The sequence below is a fragment of the Roseobacter sp. genome, from assembly GCF_024639605.1.
Taxonomy (GTDB): domain Bacteria; phylum Pseudomonadota; class Alphaproteobacteria; order Rhodobacterales; family Rhodobacteraceae; genus Roseobacter.
In genome coordinates this window covers 1-19807 of the sequence record NZ_JAHEHZ010000065.1, presented here as the reverse complement: position 1 = coordinate 19807, position 19807 = coordinate 1, and the positions used below count along the sequence as shown (strand labels likewise).

The 19807-nt window shown below is 60.0% G+C and carries 19 protein-coding genes and 1 pseudogene; 7 read left to right on the top strand and 13 right to left on the bottom strand.

Features of this window, described 5'->3' with window-relative positions; translation table 11 throughout:
• The first annotated feature begins 106 nt into the window (after window positions 1-106).
• The 4 genes from Q0M35_RS10305 to Q0M35_RS10290 all read left to right on the top strand — a co-directional run bounded on the left by Q0M35_RS10305 (window position 107) and on the right by Q0M35_RS10290 (window position 4827).
• Window positions 107-1621 (top strand): ABC transporter ATP-binding protein, encoded by a 1515-nt coding sequence (locus Q0M35_RS10305; protein ID WP_295314850.1) that lies wholly within the window; start codon window positions 107-109, stop codon window positions 1619-1621.
• Window positions 1622-1690: 69 nt separating this feature from the next.
• Complete coding sequence (locus tag Q0M35_RS10300) at window positions 1691-2773, top strand: ABC transporter permease (protein ID WP_295314849.1); 1083 nt, start codon at window positions 1691-1693, stop codon at window positions 2771-2773.
• Window positions 2773-3693 (top strand): ABC transporter permease, encoded by a 921-nt coding sequence (locus tag Q0M35_RS10295; protein ID WP_295314847.1) that lies wholly within the window; start codon window positions 2773-2775, stop codon window positions 3691-3693. Before Q0M35_RS10300 ends, Q0M35_RS10295 begins: the two co-directional genes overlap by 1 nt.
• 54 nt (window positions 3694-3747) lie before the next feature.
• Entirely contained in the window at window positions 3748-4827 is a 1080-nt protein-coding gene (locus Q0M35_RS10290) for a BMP family ABC transporter substrate-binding protein (RefSeq protein WP_295314845.1), read from the top strand.
• Between the two features lie 906 nt (window positions 4828-5733).
• Here the strand turns inward: Q0M35_RS10290 and Q0M35_RS10285 are convergent.
• The 3 genes from Q0M35_RS10285 to Q0M35_RS10275 all read right to left on the bottom strand — a co-directional run bounded on the left by Q0M35_RS10285 (window position 5734) and on the right by Q0M35_RS10275 (window position 8476).
• Window positions 5734-7104 carry a glutamate--cysteine ligase gene (locus tag Q0M35_RS10285; protein ID WP_295314843.1) on the bottom strand — a complete coding sequence of 457 codons (1371 nt, stop codon included), beginning with the start codon at window positions 7102-7104 and terminating at the stop codon, window positions 5734-5736.
• Between the two features lie 66 nt (window positions 7105-7170).
• Window positions 7171-7704 carry a hypothetical protein gene (locus Q0M35_RS10280; protein WP_295314841.1) on the bottom strand — a complete coding sequence of 178 codons (534 nt, stop codon included), beginning with the start codon at window positions 7702-7704 and terminating at the stop codon, window positions 7171-7173.
• 40 nt (window positions 7705-7744) lie between these two features.
• Complete coding sequence (locus Q0M35_RS10275; RefSeq protein ID WP_295314839.1) at window positions 7745-8476, bottom strand: 16S rRNA (uracil(1498)-N(3))-methyltransferase; 732 nt, start codon at window positions 8474-8476, stop codon at window positions 7745-7747.
• Between the two features lie 11 nt (window positions 8477-8487).
• Here Q0M35_RS10275 and ubiA point away from each other — a divergent pair, with 11 nt between their 5' ends.
• From ubiA to Q0M35_RS10260, 3 genes are all read left to right on the top strand, one after another.
• On the top strand, window positions 8488-9450 hold the full coding sequence (gene ubiA / locus Q0M35_RS10270; RefSeq protein WP_295314837.1) for a 4-hydroxybenzoate octaprenyltransferase: 963 nt from the start codon (window positions 8488-8490) through the stop codon (window positions 9448-9450).
• A gap of 61 nt (window positions 9451-9511) precedes the next feature.
• Window positions 9512-11416, top strand: coding sequence for an OmpA family protein (locus Q0M35_RS10265; protein WP_295314835.1), 1905 nt, complete (start codon window positions 9512-9514; stop codon window positions 11414-11416).
• The gene (locus tag Q0M35_RS10260; protein ID WP_295314833.1) at window positions 11403-11732 is read left to right on the top strand and encodes a hypothetical protein; all 330 of its coding nucleotides are present in this window, start codon (window positions 11403-11405) and stop codon (window positions 11730-11732) included. The genes Q0M35_RS10265 and Q0M35_RS10260 overlap by 14 nt, the downstream gene beginning before the upstream one ends.
• Before the next feature lie 24 nt (window positions 11733-11756).
• On the opposite strand, the gene Q0M35_RS10255 is transcribed toward Q0M35_RS10260, so the two are convergent.
• The 10 genes and pseudogenes from Q0M35_RS10255 to Q0M35_RS10210 form a co-directional block, all read right to left on the bottom strand.
• Window positions 11757-12200 (bottom strand): universal stress protein, encoded by a 444-nt coding sequence (locus Q0M35_RS10255; RefSeq protein ID WP_295314831.1) that lies wholly within the window; start codon window positions 12198-12200, stop codon window positions 11757-11759.
• Window positions 12201-12290: 90 nt separating this feature from the next.
• Window positions 12291-12734, bottom strand: coding sequence for a molybdenum cofactor biosynthesis protein MoaE (locus Q0M35_RS10250; RefSeq protein WP_295314829.1), 444 nt, complete (start codon window positions 12732-12734; stop codon window positions 12291-12293).
• A gap of 4 nt (window positions 12735-12738) precedes the next feature.
• On the bottom strand, window positions 12739-12984 hold the full coding sequence (gene moaD / locus Q0M35_RS10245; protein WP_295314827.1) for a molybdopterin converting factor subunit 1: 246 nt from the start codon (window positions 12982-12984) through the stop codon (window positions 12739-12741).
• Window positions 12984-13649 carry a CDP-diacylglycerol--glycerol-3-phosphate 3-phosphatidyltransferase gene (pgsA, locus tag Q0M35_RS10240; protein WP_295314825.1) on the bottom strand — a complete coding sequence of 222 codons (666 nt, stop codon included), beginning with the start codon at window positions 13647-13649 and terminating at the stop codon, window positions 12984-12986. Before pgsA ends, moaD begins: the two co-directional genes overlap by 1 nt.
• A gap of 129 nt (window positions 13650-13778) precedes the next feature.
• On the bottom strand, window positions 13779-15656 hold the full coding sequence (gene uvrC / locus Q0M35_RS10235) for an excinuclease ABC subunit UvrC (protein WP_295314824.1): 1878 nt from the start codon (window positions 15654-15656) through the stop codon (window positions 13779-13781).
• Between the two features lie 292 nt (window positions 15657-15948).
• Window positions 15949-16728, bottom strand: coding sequence for an SDR family oxidoreductase (locus tag Q0M35_RS10230; RefSeq protein WP_295314822.1), 780 nt, complete (start codon window positions 16726-16728; stop codon window positions 15949-15951).
• A gap of 23 nt (window positions 16729-16751) precedes the next feature.
• Window positions 16752-17702 carry a calcium/sodium antiporter gene (locus Q0M35_RS10225; RefSeq protein ID WP_295314820.1) on the bottom strand — a complete coding sequence of 317 codons (951 nt, stop codon included), beginning with the start codon at window positions 17700-17702 and terminating at the stop codon, window positions 16752-16754.
• 171 nt (window positions 17703-17873) lie between these two features.
• Entirely contained in the window at window positions 17874-18671 is a 798-nt protein-coding gene (locus Q0M35_RS10220; RefSeq protein WP_295314818.1) for a S49 family peptidase, read from the bottom strand.
• Between the two features lie 70 nt (window positions 18672-18741).
• Complete coding sequence (locus tag Q0M35_RS10215; RefSeq protein WP_295314817.1) at window positions 18742-19503, bottom strand: ABC transporter permease; 762 nt, start codon at window positions 19501-19503, stop codon at window positions 18742-18744.
• Window positions 19500-19807 (bottom strand): annotated as a pseudogene (locus tag Q0M35_RS10210) (multidrug ABC transporter ATP-binding protein); the annotation flags it as partial. The pseudogene Q0M35_RS10210 and the gene Q0M35_RS10215, both read right to left, overlap by 4 nt.

Below are 19807 nucleotides of genomic sequence, written 5' to 3'. Positions count from 1 at the left end.
TCGGTCAGCCGGATCTGGGCCGTGATCCGCAGGCGATTGCAATCGGGGTGGCCGCGCAGATGCTGCAGCCCGCGAGATCCGGCACGAAACCATTGAAAGACAGCGCATGACACCACTTCTGACCCTGAGCGGGCTGACCAAAACTTACCCCGGCGTCGTAGCAAATGACGATGTGTCGCTGAGCATCGCACCGGGCGAAGTACATGCGCTGCTGGGCGAGAACGGCGCAGGCAAGTCCACGCTCGTCAAGATGATCTACGGGCTGGTAAAACCCGATCAGGGCGGGATGCAGATGAACGGCGCACCTTTTGCCCCGGCTGAGCCGCGCGCCGCACGGGCCTCGGGTGTTGGAATGGTCTTTCAGCACTTTTCGCTTTTTGACGCCCTGTCAGTGGCCGAGAATATCGCACTTGGCATGGAGAACGCACCCGGCATGCGGATACTATCGCAACGGATCCGCGAAGTGTCTGACACCTACGGGCTGCCGCTGTCACCCGACCGGATTGTCGGCGATCTTTCGGCAGGAGAACGTCAGCGCGTAGAGATCATCCGCTGTCTGCTGCAGGAACCAAAACTGCTGATCATGGATGAGCCAACCTCCGTTCTGACCCCGCAGGAGGTCGAGATCCTTTTTGGGACCCTGCGCAAACTGAGCGCCGATGGGACCGCTATTCTCTATATATCCCATAAGCTTGAGGAAATCCGCGCGCTCTGCGATACCGCGACGATCCTGCGGCTCGGCAAGGTGGTCGGCACCTGCATTCCGCGTGAGACAACGGCGCGGGACATAGCTGAGATGATGGTCGGCAAGGTACTGAGCACGCCTACGCGGTCGGGTGCGGCCCTGGGCGAGCCGGTGCTTAAGATCGAAAGGTTGTCGCGGCCCTCGCCATCCGCCTTCGGGATGCCACTGCGCGAGGTGACCGTGACGCTGCGCAAGGGCGAAGTGCTGGGGATCGGCGGTGTGGCCGGCAACGGGCAGGATGAGCTTTTGAGCGCGCTTTCGGGAGAAATGCTGTCACCGCCGGGGATGATTACTTTCAAGGGGCAGGATATCGGCACCCTGGGGCCCAATGCGCGGCGCCGTCTGGGCGTGCTTGCTGCCCCGGAGGAACGTCTGGGACACGCTGCCGCCCCCGATATGTCGCTCACCGAGAACGCGATGCTTACGGGTGCCGACCGCGAAAATCTGGTGCGCGGTGGCTTCCTGGACTGGCCTGCGGCCCGCGCCTTTGCGGTGAAAATAATCGAGGCATTTGATGTGCGCACTCCGGGGCCCGGCAATGCGGCACGCGCCCTGTCCGGCGGCAACCTGCAGAAATTTGTGATCGGCCGCGAGGTGATGCAGCGCCCGGAAGTTCTGGTGGTCAACCAGCCCACATGGGGTGTCGATGCCTCCGCCGCGGCAGCGATCCGCCAGGCTTTGCTTGATCTTGCCGAGGGCGGTGCCTCCGTCATTGTGATCAGTCAGGATCTGGATGAGCTGATGGAGATATCCGACCGGTTTGCCGCGCTGAATGAGGGGCGCCTCTCTGACCCGCGCCCGACCGCAGGGCTGACGGTGGACCAGATCGGCATGATGATGGGCGGCGCGCATGGCATGGAGGTGGCACATGTCTGACGCCCCGGATGACACAGGTTTTTATTCCGCCGGACGTGATACCGGCCAAAAGACAAAAGGCGTGCGCAGATGATCAGGCTTGAAAAACGCCCCCGGCCAAGTCGCACCTTTGCCTGGGCCACGCCGCTGCTCGCGGTGCTTGCCACCTTCTTTTTCGGCGGCGTGCTTTTTGCACTGCTCGGCAAGGATCCGGTACAGTCCATTCTGACGATCTTCTGGCAGCCGCTTTTTGGCGAATTTTCGTTCTTTTACAGACCACAGTTGCTGATCAAGGGAGCGCCGCTGGTGCTGATCGCCATCGGTCTCAGCCTCGGTTTCCGCGCCGGCATCTGGAACATCGGCGCCGAAGGGCAGTACATTATGGGCGCGCTCTTCGGGGCCGGTGTCGGGCTCGCTTTCTATCCTGCTGAAGGCGTTTTTATCTTCCCGCTGATGGTTATTGCCGGGGCTTTCGGGGGCTGGGCGTGGGCGATGATCCCGGCGGTTCTCAAAGTACGCTTCGGCACGAATGAGATCCTTGTGTCGCTGATGCTGGTCTATGTGGCCGAGCAGTTTCTGGCCTCTATGTCACTGGGACTGATGAAAAATCCCGAAGGCTTCGGCTTTCCCGGCAGCCGCAACCTTCAACAGTATCCCTCAGCGCATAACGCCGAGATCATCACAAACAGCGGGATGCACTGGGGCGTGGTGGCGGCGATGATTGCTGTGATCTTTGCCTATGTGCTGCTGGCGCGGCACCGGCTGGGGTTTGCGGTGCGGGTCACTGGTGAAGCCCCGCGGGCCGCGCGGTTTTCGGGCGTCAATCCGGGGCGGCTTATCCTTTTCTGCCTTGGCACATCGGGCATGCTTGCGGGGCTTGCAGGGCTTTTTGAAGTCTCCGGTCCCGCGGGGCAGGTCAGCATCGATTTCAATGTGGGCTATGGCTTTACCGCGATCATCGTGGCCTTTCTGGGCCGGCTGCATCCGGTGGGTATTGTGCTGGCGGGTCTGCTGATGGCGCTGACCTATATCGGCGGGGACATCGCACAAAGCCAGCTTGGCCTGCCGGCCGCTGCGATTCAGGTCTTTCAGGGGATGCTGCTCTTCTTCCTCCTGGCCTTTGATCTCTTTACCAATTACCGGCTGCGCTTTGGCCGGACGGAGGCTGCGTAATGGACCTGTCCGCGATCAACCCGATCCTGCTGATAGCTGCTCTGATGAGTGCGGCGACCCCCATCCTGCTGGCCGCCACCGGCGAGCTTGTGGTTGAGCGCGCGGGTGTGCTGAACCTCGGGGTGGAAGGTATGATGATTACCGGAGCGATCTGCGGCTTTTCCATCGCAGTGGAGACCGGATCACCCACCACGGGCTTTATCGCCGCTGCAGTCGGGGGGGCTGTGCTCAGCCTGCTTTTCGCGCTGCTGACCCAGGTTACGCTGGCCAATCAGGTGGCCTCCGGTCTGGCACTCACCCTCTTTGGCCTCGGGATATCGTCCTTGCTGGGTCAGGGCTACGTCGGGGTGAAACCGCCGCGCATGCCGGATGTTAACTTCGGGCCTCTCAGCGAGATTCCGGTTATCGGGCCGATCCTCTTTTCGCATGATCCGCTGCTCTATGTCGGCCTGCTTCTGGTGGCCGGTGTCTGGGCAGTGTTGCGGTTCACGCGCGCGGGCCTGGTGCTGCGCGCAGTGGGGGAAAACCACGATGCCGCCCATGCCCTGGGGTACAAGGTCGTCCGCATACGTATACTGGCAATCATGTTCGGCGGGGCGCTGGCGGGCATGGGGGGCGCCTACATCAGCCTCATCCGCGTGCCGCAGTGGACCGAGGGCATGACCGCCGGCGTGGGCTGGATCGCGCTCGCCCTGGTTGTCTTTGCCAGCTGGAAGCCCTGGCGGGTTCTGCTCGGTGCTTATCTTTTTGGCGGGATCACCCAATTGCAGCTTAATCTGCAGGGCGCAGGCGTTGCCATTCCTGTCGAATATCTGGCAATGTCACCCTATGTTATCACCATCGTCGTGCTTGTTATGCTTTCTGCGGACAAGAGCGCGGCGCCCGGCTCACTGGGCCGGTCATTCCATGCCTCAAGCTAGAGGCCATTCAACGTCCGGGCAAAACGGGCGCATTAAAACGGGGAAGACCTGAACATGAAACTCACCACCCTTTTTGCCGGTGCGGCTGTCGCACTTGGCCTTGCCACCGTGGCTGTCGCGGACGGGCATGAGAAAACCAAAGTCGGCTTTGTCTATGTCGGCCCGATCGGCGACGGCGGCTGGACCTACGAGCACGACAAAGGCCGTCTCATGGTCGAGAAAGAACTCGGAGATGCGGTCGAGACCGTCTATGTCGAGAACGTGGCTGAAGGCCCGGACAGTGAGCGTGTGATGACCCAGATGGCGCTCGATGGTGCGGATCTGATTTTCACAACCTCCTTTGGCTACATGGATCCGACGATCAATATCGCGGCCAAATTTCCGGATGTGAAATTCGAGCACGCCACCGGCTATAAGCGCGCTGACAACGTCTCCACCTATTCCGCACGGTTCTACGAAGGCCGCGCGATTCAGGGTCATATCGCGGGCAAGATGACAAAATCCAACATCGTGGGCTATATCGGGTCTTTCCCGATCCCCGAAGTGATCCGGGGTATCAACTCCGCCTATATCCACGCCAGCAAGGTAAACCCGGACGTGGAGTTCAAAATCATCTGGGTCTACACGTGGTTTGATCCTGCAAAAGAAGCCGACGCAGCAAAGACGCTGATCGAACAGGGCGCCGACGTCGTGCTGCAACACACCGATTCAACGGCGCCTCAGGCCGCTGCACAGGAAGCCGGAAACGTGGTGACCTTTGGCCAGGCCTCTGACATGGCACAGTATGCGCCCTTCCCGCGGGTTTCCTCGATTATCGATGAGTGGGGTCCCTATTACGTCGCGCGCACCAAAGCCGTTATGGACGGCACATGGGAGAGCATGGATACATGGGACGGCATCGGCGCCGGAATGGTCGGTATCGGTGAGATTTCCGACGCCGTACCTGCTGATGTCAAAGAAGAAGCCCTGGCTTTGAAGGCGGCAATTGCGGACGGCTCCTATCACGCCTTCACCGGGCCCATCAACAAACAGGACGGATCCGCCTGGCTCGCAGACGGCGAGACAGCCGATGACGGCACGCTTGCCGGCATGAACTTCTATGTCGAAGGCATCCAGGGCGATATTCCGCAGTAAGCGGGACACGCACTTTGAAGATTTTCTGAAAGGCCCCGTTCGCGGGGCCTTTTGCATCTTGTCGGCCCTGACGACGGACCGCGTTCTCGCCTGATGTCACCGGGGGTTGAAACAGTGCCTGATCCAACGGCCGTCATCTTCGAAGATATTGGTTTACGAGGGCAAAACAGCCGGACCTTTTAAAGCAGCGGTTACGGCACTTTCCCTGAGCGTGCCTCAACCTCAATAGTAACCGTCACAGTCGGGTCGCTTTATGACGCAGTAGCAAACCCGGTCTTTGTACCCCCAGCGTTTTAAGCAGGGTGTCCCTGTCCCGGACCACCGCAAGCGGAAGGCTGTCCGCCGGAGGCGTCGACGCCTTTTTCGGCAGGCACCGTGCCTTTTCACTCAAGTACCCGACGCTCCTTATTATTTTGAAGAGAACACCACGCAGGATAGAGAAACCTCCTGTATCCGGACCCGGACAGGTACTTATCGGGGTTAATTATGGCGCTGACCTTTATGCGCCGGTCCTGGCCTTCGGCCTTCACTACTCCGGTCCGTGCCGCAACCGCGATGAAAACACGATATTCCTCAACGGAGACACAATGGTTCCGCCCAAAGCGACAGACGCGCCAGCGTTCTTTGGCTTTAACAGCGAAACAGAGGTATCCGCGTTCACCGTCAGCAATACAACAACAACAGCGCCTTCAGCATAGACGGGCTGGCCTGCGGTGACAGTAAGACAGCATCGCCCGTGCCGCTGCCTGTGGCCCTGCCAATGCTCCGGCTGGCAAAAGCAATTGTCTGGTTTAAGAAACGGCGCAAAGCAGCCTGATCAGACACGCGCTGCAATAAGGCGGGAAAGACGCATTCCCCGGCACCTTCTCTGATACAACGCGCCGCGCGCCATGTCGTCGAACCGGGTCAGTAAGAATATTCGGCGTAGATCCGGCTGAGGTCGCCGTTCCAGTCACCGTGATAGCGCGCCAGCAGCTCGTCAGCAGGGACCTTGCCCGTTTCAACGCTTTCATGCAGTGCGTTCAGAAAATGTGTCTCGTCGGGCACCATGCCGCCTGCTCCTTTTCGGGCGCGTGCCTTCAGGCCGGCGGTACTGATCGCAACTGCTTCGCGGGCGATCTCATGCATTTTTACTCCGTTCACTTCGGCCTGCAGCGCGTCGACCGACGCCGCGACACGAAGCCCGTCGCGGGTTTCGGCATCCCAGTCTTTCGCCAGATCCCAGGCCGCATCAAGTGCTGTCTGGTCATACATCAGCCCGACCCAGAAAGCCGGCAGGGCACAAAGCCGCCGCCAGGGGCCCCCGTCGGCGCCACGCATTTCGATATACCGCTTCATCCGTGCTTCCGGGAAGGCGGTGGTCAGATGGTCCGCCCAGTCCGAAAGCGTCGGGATCTCACCAGGCAGTGCCGGCAGTTCACCCTTCATGAAATCTCGAAACGACATGCCAAGCGCGTCGATGTATTTTCCGTCCCGGTACACGAAATACATCGGCACATCGAGCGCATAGTCGACCCATGCGTCGAACCCGAATCCGTCCTCGAAAACAAAGGGCAGCATGCCGGTGCGCGCAGCATCCAGATCGCGCCAGACACGGCTGCGCCAGGATTTGTGCCCGTTGGGTTTGCCCTCAAAGAAGGGCGAGTTGGCAAACAGCGCCGTGGCCACCGGTTGCAGCGCCAGAGCAACGCGCATTTTCTGCACCATGTCCGGCTCGGAACCGAAATCAAGATTTACCTGAACCGTGCAGGTGCGTCGCATCATGACCCGGCCCATGGTGCCGACCTTGGTCATGTATTCGTTCATCAGTTTGTACCGGCCCTTTGGCATCAGATCCATGTCGTCATGGGTCCAGACCGGTGCGGCACCCAGCCCGATAAAGCCGGCACCGATGCGGTCTGCCACGTCACGCACTTCGCGCAGGTGGGTGTTCACTTCATCACAGGTCTCGTGGATGGTTTCCAGCGGTGCACCGGAAAGTTCCAGCTGTCCGCCGGGCTCGAGGCTGATGTTCGCGCCGTCTTTTTCGAGGCCGATCAGATGGCCGCCTTCTGCGACGGGAGACCAGCCGTGATCATCGCGCAACCCCTCCAGCATGACCCGGATTGAGCGCGGACCATCATAGGGCAGCGGTTTCAGCGTGTCTTTGCAATAGCCGAACTTTTCGTGCTCGGTACCGATGCGCCAGTCTTCTTTGGGCTTGCAGCCGTCTGCGAGATACTGCGCAAGCTGATCACGGGACGTAACCGGCCCTCCGCCGGACTGTGGAATAGACATGTGGGAGGCTCCGTTTCGACAGACTGTACGCTCAGGGTTCCGGAATGGGACGAATTGCCGGGTGTGTCAATGCACGGTCAGTTGTGCGTGAGCGGACAGGTCCCGACGCCAGATCACGACCTGCTGCTCTCCGCCTGGTTCCGCCCGCTTGTTCAGAGCGTCGAGCATGCGCGCGGTTTTCAGACCCGGCAGTGTGGCAAAGGCATCAAAGAGCGCCTCTGCGCCTTCGGCATTGACCGGTATCATCAAATCATTCTGACCGGGCTGTTTCAGCCGCCAGTGCGCGGGATGCTGGCGCCGGTCGAGGGTCAGTGCCTGCAGTTCGCCTAAGGCAATAACACCCCCGGTCAGCGGCCCGAAATAGGTCACCTGTCCTTCGTCAACGCGCACCGAGCCGGGGCCTGCGCCCGCACTGCGAAAGCGCGCGCGCTGAAAGCCGATGCGTATCAGTGCCAGGCCCGCAATAATCATCGCGATTGCCGGAATCGTCAGCAACTGTCCGGGTCCGGCCAGCCACCACAGCCCCGTCAGCAGCAGCGCGCCGCCGGTCAGCGCCTCGCGCCAGCGCATCAGCTGGTTTTTCGCCTCGGGCCGGATCATCCGCGCACCCGTCGGGGGGCCGTACGGGTCAGAGCATAGCTCATATCCAGTCTCCCAGTGCCTGCTGCCAGAGCGTCAGGGCGGCCACCGCGGCAGTATCAGCGCGCAGGATGCGGGGTCCGAGCGATACCGGATGCGCATGTGACAGCCCGCGCAACCGCGTGCGTTCTGCGTCGGAGAAACCACCCTCCGGTCCGATCAGAACGGCCCAGGGGCCTGGGGCGTCCGGCAGAACGGGTGCACCCGCCGGGGCCGCCTCGTCACAGAACATGATGCGGCGGCCTGTGTTCCAGCCATCAAGTAGCGCAGGCAGTTTCTGAAGATCAGTAACCTCAGGCACAAAGGTGCCGCCGCATTGCTCGGCAGCTTCCACTGCATGCGCCTGCAGCCTGTCGCGCTGAATCCGGCCGGCATTGGTAAAAGCGGTCTGCACCGGAATAATCCTGGCCGCGCCCAGTTCGGCGGCTTTTTCTACTATGAAATCCGTGCGCGCCTTTTTGATCGGCGCAAACATCAGCCACAGATCGGGCGGTATTCGCAACGGCCGCGTCTGTTCCAGAACCCGAAGCATGCCGCCGCGTTTGCCGGCCTGCTCAATCTGCGCCAGCCATTCGCCGCTTTTGCCATCAAAGACCAGCAGGTGATCGCCCGCGCCCTGACGCATCACACCGAAAAGGTAATGTGACTGCTCACGCGACAGAGGAAGCGTTTGCGCCTCCCCCAATGGGTGCTCTACATAAAGCCGGATTTTCGCTGATACTTCACGCTCCATGAGGGGAACATATGCAAGAGCCCAAGCCAGCACCAGATGGTCAGGTCGCGGATGCGGTAAAAGACAACTGGGTGGACCTTTATGCACCCGGTCCTGCGCGTCCTTATCTGCGTCTGAGCCGGGCGGACCGGCCGATCGGCACATGGCTGTTGCTGATCCCCTGCTGGTGGGGGCTGGCACTTGCCATTCATTTCGACGGGCAGATGGGGCTTCATGACCTGTGGATTGCTCTGGGCTGTGGTGTCGGGGCCTGGCTGATGCGGGGCGCCGGCTGTACCTGGAACGATATCTCGGACCGCGACTATGACGGCGCGGTGGAACGTACCCGCTCGCGACCTATCCCCGCAGGACAGGTCAGCGTTACCGGTGCGGTGGTCTGGATGTGTCTGCAGGCGCTTATGGCTTTCGGTATCCTGCTCACGTTTAACACGGCTGCTATTCTGCTGGGTGTTCTGGCGTTGTTGCCGGTAGCGATCTATCCGTTTGCCAAACGCTTCACCTGGTGGCCGCAGGTCTTCCTCGGGCTTGCGTTTAACTGGGGGGCGTTGCTGGCCTGGACCGCGCATGCCGGTGAGCTTGGTGCGCCGGCGGTTGTGCTTTACTGCAGTGGCATTGCATGGACGCTGTTCTACGACACGATCTATGCCCATCAGGATACCGAAGATGACGCGCTTATCGGTATCAGATCGACCGCGCGGCTTTTTGGAGACAAAACCGGCCCCTGGCTGCGGCGGTTTCTGGTCGTGACGGTGGGTCTGATGGGTCTTTCTGTGATATTTGCCCTGCAGCCCGGTGGTAACATTCTGGCGATGGTGGTGGCCCTTGCCGGCCCCTGGGCCATGGGCTGGCACATGGCCTGGCAGCTGCGCGGGCTGGATATTGAAAACAATGACAAGCTCTTACAACTTTTTCGTTGCAACCGGGACACCGGCTTTATCCCGCTTATTTTCTTTGTGGCTGCTTTGCTGGTGTGATTGATAACCCGGGCGCGGAGGCGTATCAGTGCCCCTGTGATGTACAAGGCTCTGCACTGATATGCGCGTATCCCGGCTGACCATGATTATGGCGGTATTCCTGACCGCTGCAGGCTTTGCGCTGGTCGCGGCCAACTCCTCTGTGACAATCGTCGAGGAAAGCTCGGAGACCGGCGTCCGCCAGCAACTGGACCTGAACGGGCTGACCTGGGCCGAAGTCGAAGCAAGCGGATTGCAGGTCGTTCTGGCCGGTACAGCGCCAAATGAGGCGCTGCGCTTTCGCGCGCTGAGCATTGCAGGGTCTGTCGTCGATGCAGCCCGGATCATGGACGAGATGCAGATCGCGGCGGCAGAGGACGTGGCCCCGCCGCGGTTCTCGGCTGAGGTGCTGCGCAACACGGCCGGGATATCGGTGATCGGGCTGATCCCGCTGAGCACGGACCGCGATGCTCTGATAGAGGCATTTACCGCAATGAGTGATCTGCCGGTCACTGACCTTCTGGAGACAGCGGATTACCCGGCACCGTCCGGGTGGGAAGATGCCCTGGCATATGCCATCACCGCGATGGACGGGCTGCCACGTGCAAAGGTGTCGGTCGCTGCATGGCGGGTCGCAATCACTGCGATAGCCGACAGCACCGCGGACAAGACCCGCATGGAAACAGAGTTGCGCCGGGCCGCACCTCCCGCACTTAAAGTGGCCCTGAACATCTCCGCACCACGGCCTGTGATCACCCCCTTTACGCTGCGATTCGTCATAGACGAAGCGGGCGCGCGTTTCGATGCCTGCTCCGCCGACACAGAAGCCGCCCGGACAAGCATTCTGACGGCGGCCATGGAAGCCGGGCTGACAGGTCCCGGGCGGTGCACTCTCGGGATGGGCGTGCCCAGCCCCAACTGGTCAGACGCCGTGCAGACCGCCATCGCAGCGCTAGCCGAGATTGGCGGCGGGTCGGTAACCTTCTCAGACGCGGATGTCACGATTGTTGCTGCAGAGGGCACCGAATTCGGCCTCTTTGAGCAGGTGATCGGTGAGCTGGAAAACGCGCTGCCTGAAGTGTTCGCTCTCTATCCGGTCAGACCGAAAGCGACAGATCCCGTCGATGGGCCCGCAGAGTTTCTCGCCACGCTCAGCCCCGAGGGTCAGGTACAGCTGCGCGGCCGGATTTCCGGCGAGAAGATGCGCGATGTGGCCGACAGTTTCGCACGCGCCAGGTTTGGATCGGAAAACGTCTACACTGCCGCCCGAGTTGTACCCGACCTGCCGGCCGACTGGCCTGCGCGGGTGCTGACCGGGATCGAAGCGCTCGGCTATCTCAACAACGGTGTTGTCGTCGTCACCCCCGAAACCGTGCGTCTTTCGGGTGCATCAGGCAATGCGGATGCCAGTGATATGATTGCACGGCTCATGGCCGGCAAGCTGGGCGAAGAAGCGCAGTTTGAGATTAACGTAACCTATATAGAAGAGCTTGATCCCGTGGCGGCCCTGCCAACGCCGGAGGAGTGCGAAGCCAGAATTGCGGAGGTCGTCGCCGGCAGCAAGATCAACTTTGAGCCGGGATCAGCGACGATTGATGCCGGCGCCCTGCCCGTCATGGACGAAATCGCAGAGATCCTGTCCGAATGCGGCGATCTCAGGCTTGAGGTCCAGGGCCACACTGACAGCCAGGGCCGCGAGGAGATGAACCTGGCGCTGAGCCAGGCGCGGGCGGAATCAGTGCTCAACGAGCTCAGGGCCCGCCGGGTGCTGACCGGAAACTTCCTTGCAGTGGGGTACGGCGAGGAAAACCCGGTTGCCGATAACGGCAACGAAGACGGCCGCGAAGACAACCGGCGGATCGAGTTCCGTCTGATCCGCCCGGAGTCCGGTGTGCCCGAGGGTGACTCCGCACTGGAAAGCCTCGCGGAAAAGACGGATACAGAAGGTGAAGCGACGACGGAGGACCCCACGAATGAGCAGGACTGAATTTGTTATCGCCACGGCGATCATTCTGTTTGTGGCGTTCTGTCTGGGATGGTTCGCGAACTGGCTGGTTCACCGTTTTACCCGGGTCGCAGCAGACGACGTGGCGCAACTGGACAGGATGAGTCAGGAGCTGCATGAGGCAGAAGAAACCCGGGACCAGGCCATCACCTATCTGCAACAGCGCGAAGCGGAGCTGACCAATCAGCTGGCGCAGACCGAAGCAGAACTCCGGGCTGCGATGGAGGGACTGCGCGACGCCCGCCACGAAACAGAAGAAATGCGCGCCCATATGGCGAGTGCACGACCGGCCAGCTGAGTTTCGCCCCCGGGACCCTGTCGATCAGGCAACGGTCATATGCGCGCAATCGGCGTCATGGCTGATCTTCTGCGACGTACTGCCGAGAAAAGCACCCGCGATATTGCCCAGACCGCGCCGTCCTGTCACGATCAGGTCCGCGCCGCATTCTTTGGCACAGGCGACGACATCGTCCGCCGGATCGCCCGAACCGATATGTGTTTTCACGCCCACTTTATGAGCCTCTGCCACTGCCTTTGCCTCGTTGAGCACTTTTTCCGCTGCTTCCTTTACTTTTTCAGGTTCCGGCATCGTCGTTGCAACATGATACCCGGCCACCGCCCCGAGGGCGAAGGCCACGGTTTCGGCTTTGGGCGTGTGAACGAGATGGATTTCGGAGTTGTATTTGCCGGCCATGTCACAGGCCAGTTCAAGCGCTTTACTGGCCTGACCTGAGCCGTCGACCCCTACTACGATCTTTGAAAACATTGTCTGATCTCCTCTCTTATGGGTTGGGAGGAGAATGGCGACACGGCGGCAGGCGCACCATGATCCAGGTCAAGTGCCAGCACTGTGCGTTTACCAGCGGTCCAGCGCTTTTTCATCCTCGTCGCGCGCCACGACCCAGCCTGAACCCTCTGCGGTGATCTCACGTTTCCAGAACGGGGCGCGGGATTTAAGGTAGTCCATCAGATATTCAGCAGCCTCGAATGCATCACGGCGGTGCCGCGCTGCAGTGGCGACCATCATAATCATCTCGCCCGGCACCAGCCGTCCGTAGCGGTGGATCACCAGCACATCACCCAGTGACCAGCGGGCTGTGGCGCGCTCTGCAATGTCTGCCAGCGCTGTTTCGGTCATGCCCGGGTAATGCTCTATCTCCATCGCCTCTAGCGCATCCGTGCCGGTGTCCCTCACCACCCCTGTAAAAGTGACGATGGCGCCCATATCTGTCCGCCCGGTAGCAAAGTCCGCAGCCTCCGCACCAAAATCAAAAGCAGCTTCCGAGACGACAATCCTCACGGGGTCATCCGCCGGTCATGGGGGGAAAGAACGCCACTTCGCGCACCCCGTCGAGCGATGCATCGAAATCGCTGAGCTCCTGATCCACCGCGACGCGCAGCGCGGAGACATCTGAAAAGGCAGCAGCATAGCGGTCTTCGCGCGCGCGCAGTTGCTCGACCAGCCCCGCCACTGTGTTCGCATCGGTTTCAACGGTTTCGCGGGGCAGGCCGATCCGCTCGCGGACCCAGGCAAAGTACAACACATCCATCAGCTGTCATCCTTCAGATAAGGCATCGCCTTTTTCAGGTAGTCAAAACCGGTCACAAAGGTCAGACCTGCCGCGACCCACAACAGAACAAGACCCGTCTGACCGGCCCATTCCATTGCCGTATGTTTCCAGCGCAATCCCTGCAGATCCTCGGCACGCCCGGCAAAAACATCCGCAATCATCTGCTCGTCCATCCCCCACGCCGACATGCCCAGATAATGCTCAAAGACGCCATGCGAAAAAAGGACCGCGATTGAGATCATCTGGCAGGTGGTCTTCCACTTGGCGAGTTTTGTGACTTTCAGCGTGCCGGCGGTATCACCCAGAAACTCCCGCAGGCCGGAGACAAAAACCTCGCGGAAAAGGATCACTGTCGCCGGCAGCACCAGCCAGGGAGACCAGCTGGAAAATCCGATGATCACCATAAGTGCGATCACCACCATGGCCTTGTCGGCAATCGGGTCGAGCATAGCACCAAGCTTGGTTTCCTGTTTCCAGGCGCGCGCCAGATAGCCGTCAAACCAGTCCGTCACCGCGGCGGAAACAAAAAGCACAAGCGCAAACCAGTCCGCCCAGGGCCGGGTGAAATAGAGAAACATCACCGCAACGAGCGGCGCGGCAATCAACCTTATTATGGTCAGCACATTGGGCAGTGTGAGCGTCATAAGATCACCTTACATCGCCATAATTCCGGACGAAAGCGGCATTGATACCGACCTGGCGGGCGCGCGCTCCCGCTTTTCGCAGGAAAAGCCAGGGCATGTCGTCGCCCCCGTCCGGGGGCGTCCGCCGGATCAACCTTTTTCGTGAAAGTAGTCATAGATCTTTTCAGCCAGTCGCGCCGACACGCCCTCAACTGCTTTGAGATCGCTCAGGTTGGCGCGGGCGACGGCTTTGGCAGATCCGAAATGCGCCAGCAACGCCCGTTTGCGCGCGGCCCCCACGCCCGGCACATCATCAAGCGGTGTCGCGCCGACAGATTTCGCTCGCTTGGCGCGGTGGGTTCCGATCGCAAAACGGTGGGCCTCGTCACGCATGCGCTGCACATAATACAGTACCGGGTCATTGTGGCGCAGGGCAAAGACCTGCCGTCCGGGCCGGTAAAATTCTTCCTTGCCCGCGTCGCGGTCAATACCCTTTGCAACACCGACCATCGGAATATCCTCAACGCCGTATTCGCGCATGATTGAAGCGACAGCGCTGACCTGGCCCGCGCCGCCATCTATCAGCAGAAGATCGGGCCAGTGGCCCTCTTTGCGTTCCGGGTCTTCTTTGATCAGCCTTTTGAACCTGCGCGACAGCACTTCTTTCATCATTCCGAAGTCATCCCCCGGTGTCAGGGCATCGCCACGGATGTTGAATTTGCGATACTGGTTCTTCATAAAACCTTCAGGCCCGGCCACGATCATCGCGCCCACCGCAAAGGCGCCCTGAATGTGCGAGTTGTCGTAAACCTCGATCCGCTCCGGGGCCGCCTTGAGGTCAAAAGCCTCAGCCAGCCCTTTCATCAGCCGCGCCTGGGTCGCGCTCTCCGCCATTTTACGCGCCAGGGACTCGCGCGCATTGCGCAGCGCACCGTCGATCAGTTCGGCCTTTTCGCCGCGCTGCGGGACCAGCAGTTCAACCCGCCGTCCCAGCTTGCCCGAGAGCGCTTCGGTCATCAGATCGGGGTTCTCGATCTCGTTGCTGAGCAGGATCTGGCGGGGCGGCTCGCGGGTGTCGTAGAACTGGCCGAGAAACGCTTCCAGCACCTCGGCTGCATCCACATCCTGCCCCACCCGGGGATAGTAATCGCGGTTGCCCCAGTTCTGATTGGCGCGAATGAAGAACACCTGAACACAGGCCTGCCCGTTCTCAAGATGAAGCGCCACGATATCGGCTTCCGCAACACCTTTGGGATTGATCCCCTGTGCGGTCTGCACCTGGGTCAGCGCCTTGATCCGGTCGCGCAGCGCCGCTGCGCGTTCAAACTCCATCGCTTCTGACGCGGCCGTCATCTCATCCGCCAGACGCGCCTGAATATCGGTGGTCTTGCCGGTCAGAAACTTTTCAGCATCCCGCACGGTCTGGCGGTATTCCTCTGAGGTAATCCGCCCGACGCAGGGCGCCGAGCACCTCTTGATCTGGTACTGCAGGCAGGGGCGTGTACGCCCTTCGAACTCCGCGTTGGAGCAGTTGCGCAGCAGAAAGACCCGCTGCAGCTGGTTCAGCGTCCGGTTTACCGCCCCTGCCGAGGCAAAAGGACCATGATAGCTGCCTTTTTCTTTCTTCGCGCCCCGGTGTTTTTTGATCTGCGGAAAATCATGGTCCGCTGTCACCAGAATATTCGGGAAGCTTTTGTCGTCGCGCAGCAGCACGTTGAAACGCGGTTTGAGCTGTTTGATGAGGTTCTGCTCGAGCAGTAACGCCTCGGTTTCGGTCTTTGTCGTCAGGAACATCATCGAGGCGGTCATCGAAATCATCCGGCTGATCCGGCCGGAATGGCCGCCCGGTCGGGCATAGTTCGACACCCGCGCCCGCAGATTGCGCGCCTTGCCCACATAAAGAACCCGGCTTTCGTTATCCAGCATCCGGTAAACGCCGGGCGAGGTGTCCAGCGTTTTCAGATACCCCTGGATTACATCGTATCCGGTGGTTTCCTCTCTGGGATGAGTGTCCGGTGATTCTGTCATGTCAGCTCTGATTGATTCCCTGCCTGGTGCTGCACCGTGGCCGTCTCCTCCGCAAGGGAGAACCTTTCCACGTTTCCTGTGGACAACTCTGCTGATAACTTATTAGCACAGCCAATTTTCCGTTGCATTCAGGGTATTTCCGGGAACTGCCTAAAAAACAGGCAGCAATTTAACCAACTGAATTAATTGCATATTTTCTTTTTTACAGGCCAAGGTTTTGAAAACAAAGGCCTTTTATTAACGCTTTTGTAACAGTCTTCCGCGCGGTGCAAAACTCCGGTCAGGTCTGTCCCTATTCAACGTCAGTTACGTCCGGTGTCTGCCACGCGAGATGCTGCCCGCCATCCACACAAAGCAACTGACCGGTGACCGCGGGAGCATCCAGAAAATACCCGACAGCAGCAGTAATATCCTGAGGATCTGAGCCGCGCCCCAGCACCGTCGCCGCACGCTGCCGGGCAAACTGCTCCGCTTCCTGGCGCCCGCCCTGCAGTGTCGGGCCGGGTCCGATGGCGTTAACCCGGATAGCCGGCGCCAGCGCGCGGGCTGTTGTTTGTGTCAGCGTCCACAGTGCTGCTTTGGCAAGCGTATAGGTCATAAAATCCGGCGTGAGCTTACGCACACGCTGATCGACCATATTTAAAATCAGCCCGGTTGCAACAGGCTCTCCGTTGCTGTCGCGCTCAGGCTCCAGCCCCTGACCGGCCATCGCCCGGGTCAGCAGGAACGGCGCGCGCAGATTGCTTTGCATATGCCGGTCCCAGCTTTCGCGCGTGGCCGTGCCGATCGTGTCATGCTCAAAGATCGACGCATTGTTGATGAGACAGGTTACCGGGCCGCCGAGAGCCTCGCGGGCATCCGCAAAAAGCTGTTCCGTCGCATCATCATCAAGCAGATCCGCGCGGAGCGCGTGGGCGCGCCCGCCCTGCTCTGCTATGCGCCCGACCGTTTCGCGTGCACCGGCATCCGAGGACGCGTAGTGCACAACGACCTCATACCCGCGTGCAGCCAGGTATAAGGCGATCTCGCGTCCGATACGGTGCCCGGCGCCGGTCACAAGTGCCTTGGTCATGATTTCTCTCCCGGGACGGCCGCTCAGCCAAGAAGCAGGAACATGTATCCGCCGTAAAGGGCTGTCAGAACGATGCCCCAGGTGCGGTTTATATCCTGTCTGGTGTAAACAAATACTGCGAGGATCAGGGACGCCACAAGCATCACCCACAGATCAAATGTCAGGAATTCCGGATCGACCGGTATCGGCCCGATAAAGCTGGCGATGCCGATAATCGCAAGCAGGTTGAACATATTTGATCCGATGACATTGCCCAGCGCCACATCAGCCTGACGCCGCAACGCGGCCATGACGGTGGTCGCAAGTTCCGGCAGCGATGTCCCGATGGCGACAAGAGTAAGCCCGATCACCGTATCGGACACACCGTATTCCTGCGCGATCACGGTAGCATTATCCACCAGCAGATCTGCGCCCAGCGGCAACCCGACGAGGCCCAGCACCAGAAAAACGGCGATGCGCCATCCGGGCATATCCGGGTCGGCGCCTTCGGGCTCCTCTTCGGGGTCTTCCTTGCAGGCAGCCCGATGCTTTTGCGTGTCGCGAAAGGCGTCGGTGAGCACAAAGGCCAGCGCCGCAAGCAGGATCGCACCTGAGATCCAGTCAAAGACGCCCCGGAACGCAAGCCCGATAAAGAGCAGCGAGGCGAGGATCATGAAATTGTAGGTCTTACGCGTATTGCACTCGGAGGTGTGCATGGTCGCAAGGATGGCGGGAATGCCCAGTACCAGCAGAATATTTGCCGTGTTGGACCCCACCACGTTGCCCAGCGCCAGCCCCGGCACGTCTTCCAGCACCGCCTGTACCGAAATAAGCAACTCGGGCGCTGAGGTGCCGAAAGCGACAATTGTCAGGCTCACGATCAGCGCCGGTATGCCGAGGCGAAGACTGAGGTTGACGGCCCCTTTCACCAGGGCGTCACCAGCAAGCAGGAGGATCACCAGGCCCAGTCCGCTGAGCGCCCAGGCCAGCGTCATCCGCGCCCACCGTGGCCGCAACCGCACGGACCACGACCGATGCGGTAACGCCCGCAGCCAGGACATTTGGCCGATGCCAGTCGTTTACCACCCAGCCAGTGCATTTTCCCGAACATCGCCAGGACAGCAATCACGACGAGAAACAGAGTGACGATTTTGAAAATCATTCCGTTACAGCCCGAACTGCGCAAATGCGCTGCGCTCTTCGATGGTGTTCAGCGCGTCATCCATGATGCGGACACCGAAACGGGAGAGAAACGGTCTTTTGATGCCGTAGCGCCGGAACTTCACTTTTTCGCCGAAACGCTCCTGCATCGTTGGTTTCAGATGCCCCACACCGTCGATAAGGCCGAGTTCAGTTGCCCGTCTGGCAAGCCATATCTCCCCGGTGAAAAGATCCTGATCTTCCGGCAGTTTGTCGCCCCGTCGCGCGGTGATATGGTCTTTGAAATTAGTATGGATGTCTTCCAGCAGAGTCTTCAGGCGCGCCACATCTTCCGGGTTTTCCGGACGAAAGGGATCCAGCATGGATTTGGACTTGCCCGCCGTGTAAACTCTGCGCTCGATGCCATGACGGCTGATCAGCTCATCGACACCGAAAGACGCTGAAATGACACCGATAGATCCCACAACCGAGCTTTCATCTGCATAAATTTCGTCTGCTGCTGCTGCCAGCCAGTAGCCACCCGAGGCCGCAACATCCTCGACAAATGCATAGACCGGCACTTCTTTTTCCGCAGCCAGCCGGCGTATCCGGGCGCCGATCAGAGACGACTGTACCGGGCTGCCGCCAGGTGAGTTAATCTCCAGGGCGACGGCGGCCGGTTTGCCCTTCGAAAACGCCTTTTCCAGAACGGGTTCCAGGACCGCGTCGTTCAGTGTTCCGCGTCCCGATCCGCTGATCATGCCGGAAAGGCGGACAACAGCAACAACGGGGGCAGTTTTAAGAAAGGGTATCCAGCGCTTCATGAGTTCCCATGTAGAATGGCGCCCCTCACCAGACAAGGTGGGCGCACAGAAGAGTTTTCACACTGCACCTTTATTGTCGGATCCGCCAGCCGGTGCGGAATATCAGCCAGATCGCTCCGAGGCAGAGCCCGGTGAAAAGCGTGATCGCCATAAGCGAGATACCGATCGACACATCCGCCGTCCCGAAGAAGGCCCAGCGAAAGCCCGAGATCAGGTAAACGACCGGGTTGAACATGGAAATGGTCTGCCAGACCGGTGGCAGCATCGAGATCGAATAGAATGACCCGCCGAGGAATACCAGCGGCGTCACGATCAGCAGGGGCACGAGTTGCAGCTGCTCAAAGCTGCCCGCCCAGATACCGATGATGAAGCCCAGCAGCGCAAAGCTGAGACAGGTGAGTACAAGAAATGCAGTCATAGCAAAGGGATGAGCGATACTCACGTCCACAAAGAAAAACGAGGTCACCAGGATGATGACCCCTATGATCAGCGCTTTGGTCGCGGCCGCACCCACATAGCCTGCGACGATTTCCAGAAAATTCACCGGGGCGGAAAGCAGCTCATAGACCGTGCCTATGAATTTGGGAAAGTAGATGCCGAAGGAAGCATTGGAAATCGCCTGCGTGATTACCGACAGCATGATAAGCCCCGGAACGATGAACGCACCATAGCTTACGCCCTCGACTTCCTGGATGCGGCTGCCTATCGCGGCACCGAAAACCACAAAATAAAGTGAAGTGGACAGCACCGGTGAGATCAGACTCTGCGCAAGGGTCCGGAAAAAACGTGCCATCTCAAACAGGTATATTGCGCGGATTGCTTCAAAGTTCATGACGCGCCCTCCTCTTCGCGCGACACAAGGTCCACAAAAATGTCCTCGAGGCTGCTCTGGCGCGTGGCGACGTCGCGCAGGACCAGACCCGCAGCAGACACATCGCGCAGCAATTTCGTGATGCCCGTGCGGTCGGCCCGGGTGTCATAGGAATAGGTCAGTGTTTTGCGGTCCTCGCAGAGAACCAGATCGTATGACGACAGTGTTTCCGGGATTGCGTCGAGCTCTTCAGAGAGCTGCACATCCAGCTGTTTGCGGCCCATCCTGGTCATCAGCGCGTCCTTATCCTCAACCAGCAGCATTT

Excerpts from the sequence above, each read along its gene's own strand:
- Q0M35_RS10260 (WP_295314833.1), top strand. The coding sequence starts at position 11,403 with ATGAGCAGGACTGAATTTGTTATCGCCACGGCGATCATTCTGTTTGTG.
- Q0M35_RS10265 (WP_295314835.1), top strand. The coding sequence starts at position 9,512 with ATGCGCGTATCCCGGCTGACCATGATTATGGCGGTATTCCTGACCGCT.
- Q0M35_RS10280 (WP_295314841.1), bottom strand. The coding sequence starts at position 7,704 with ATGATCCGGCCCGAGGCGAAAAACCAGCTGATGCGCTGGCGCGAGGCG.
- Q0M35_RS10300 (WP_295314849.1), top strand. The coding sequence starts at position 1,691 with ATGATCAGGCTTGAAAAACGCCCCCGGCCAAGTCGCACCTTTGCCTGG.
- Q0M35_RS10225 (WP_295314820.1), bottom strand. The coding sequence starts at position 17,702 with ATGACGCTGGCCTGGGCGCTCAGCGGACTGGGCCTGGTGATCCTCCTG.
- pgsA (WP_295314825.1), bottom strand. The coding sequence starts at position 13,649 with ATGACGCTCACACTGCCCAATGTGCTGACCATAATAAGGTTGATTGCC.
- uvrC (WP_295314824.1), bottom strand. The coding sequence starts at position 15,656 with ATGACAGAATCACCGGACACTCATCCCAGAGAGGAAACCACCGGATAC.
- Q0M35_RS10275 (WP_295314839.1), bottom strand. The coding sequence starts at position 8,476 with ATGGAGCGTGAAGTATCAGCGAAAATCCGGCTTTATGTAGAGCACCCA.
- ubiA (WP_295314837.1), top strand. The coding sequence starts at position 8,488 with ATGCAAGAGCCCAAGCCAGCACCAGATGGTCAGGTCGCGGATGCGGTA.
- Q0M35_RS10220 (WP_295314818.1), bottom strand. The coding sequence starts at position 18,671 with ATGAAGCGCTGGATACCCTTTCTTAAAACTGCCCCCGTTGTTGCTGTT.
- Q0M35_RS10290 (WP_295314845.1), top strand. The coding sequence starts at position 3,748 with ATGAAACTCACCACCCTTTTTGCCGGTGCGGCTGTCGCACTTGGCCTT.
- moaD (WP_295314827.1), bottom strand. The coding sequence starts at position 12,984 with ATGGATGTGTTGTACTTTGCCTGGGTCCGCGAGCGGATCGGCCTGCCC.
- Q0M35_RS10215 (WP_295314817.1), bottom strand. The coding sequence starts at position 19,503 with ATGAACTTTGAAGCAATCCGCGCAATATACCTGTTTGAGATGGCACGT.
- Q0M35_RS10305 (WP_295314850.1), top strand. The coding sequence starts at position 107 with ATGACACCACTTCTGACCCTGAGCGGGCTGACCAAAACTTACCCCGGC.
- Q0M35_RS10255 (WP_295314831.1), bottom strand. The coding sequence starts at position 12,200 with ATGTTTTCAAAGATCGTAGTAGGGGTCGACGGCTCAGGTCAGGCCAGT.
- Q0M35_RS10230 (WP_295314822.1), bottom strand. The coding sequence starts at position 16,728 with ATGACCAAGGCACTTGTGACCGGCGCCGGGCACCGTATCGGACGCGAG.
- Q0M35_RS10295 (WP_295314847.1), top strand. The coding sequence starts at position 2,773 with ATGGACCTGTCCGCGATCAACCCGATCCTGCTGATAGCTGCTCTGATG.
- Q0M35_RS10285 (WP_295314843.1), bottom strand. The coding sequence starts at position 7,104 with ATGTCTATTCCACAGTCCGGCGGAGGGCCGGTTACGTCCCGTGATCAG.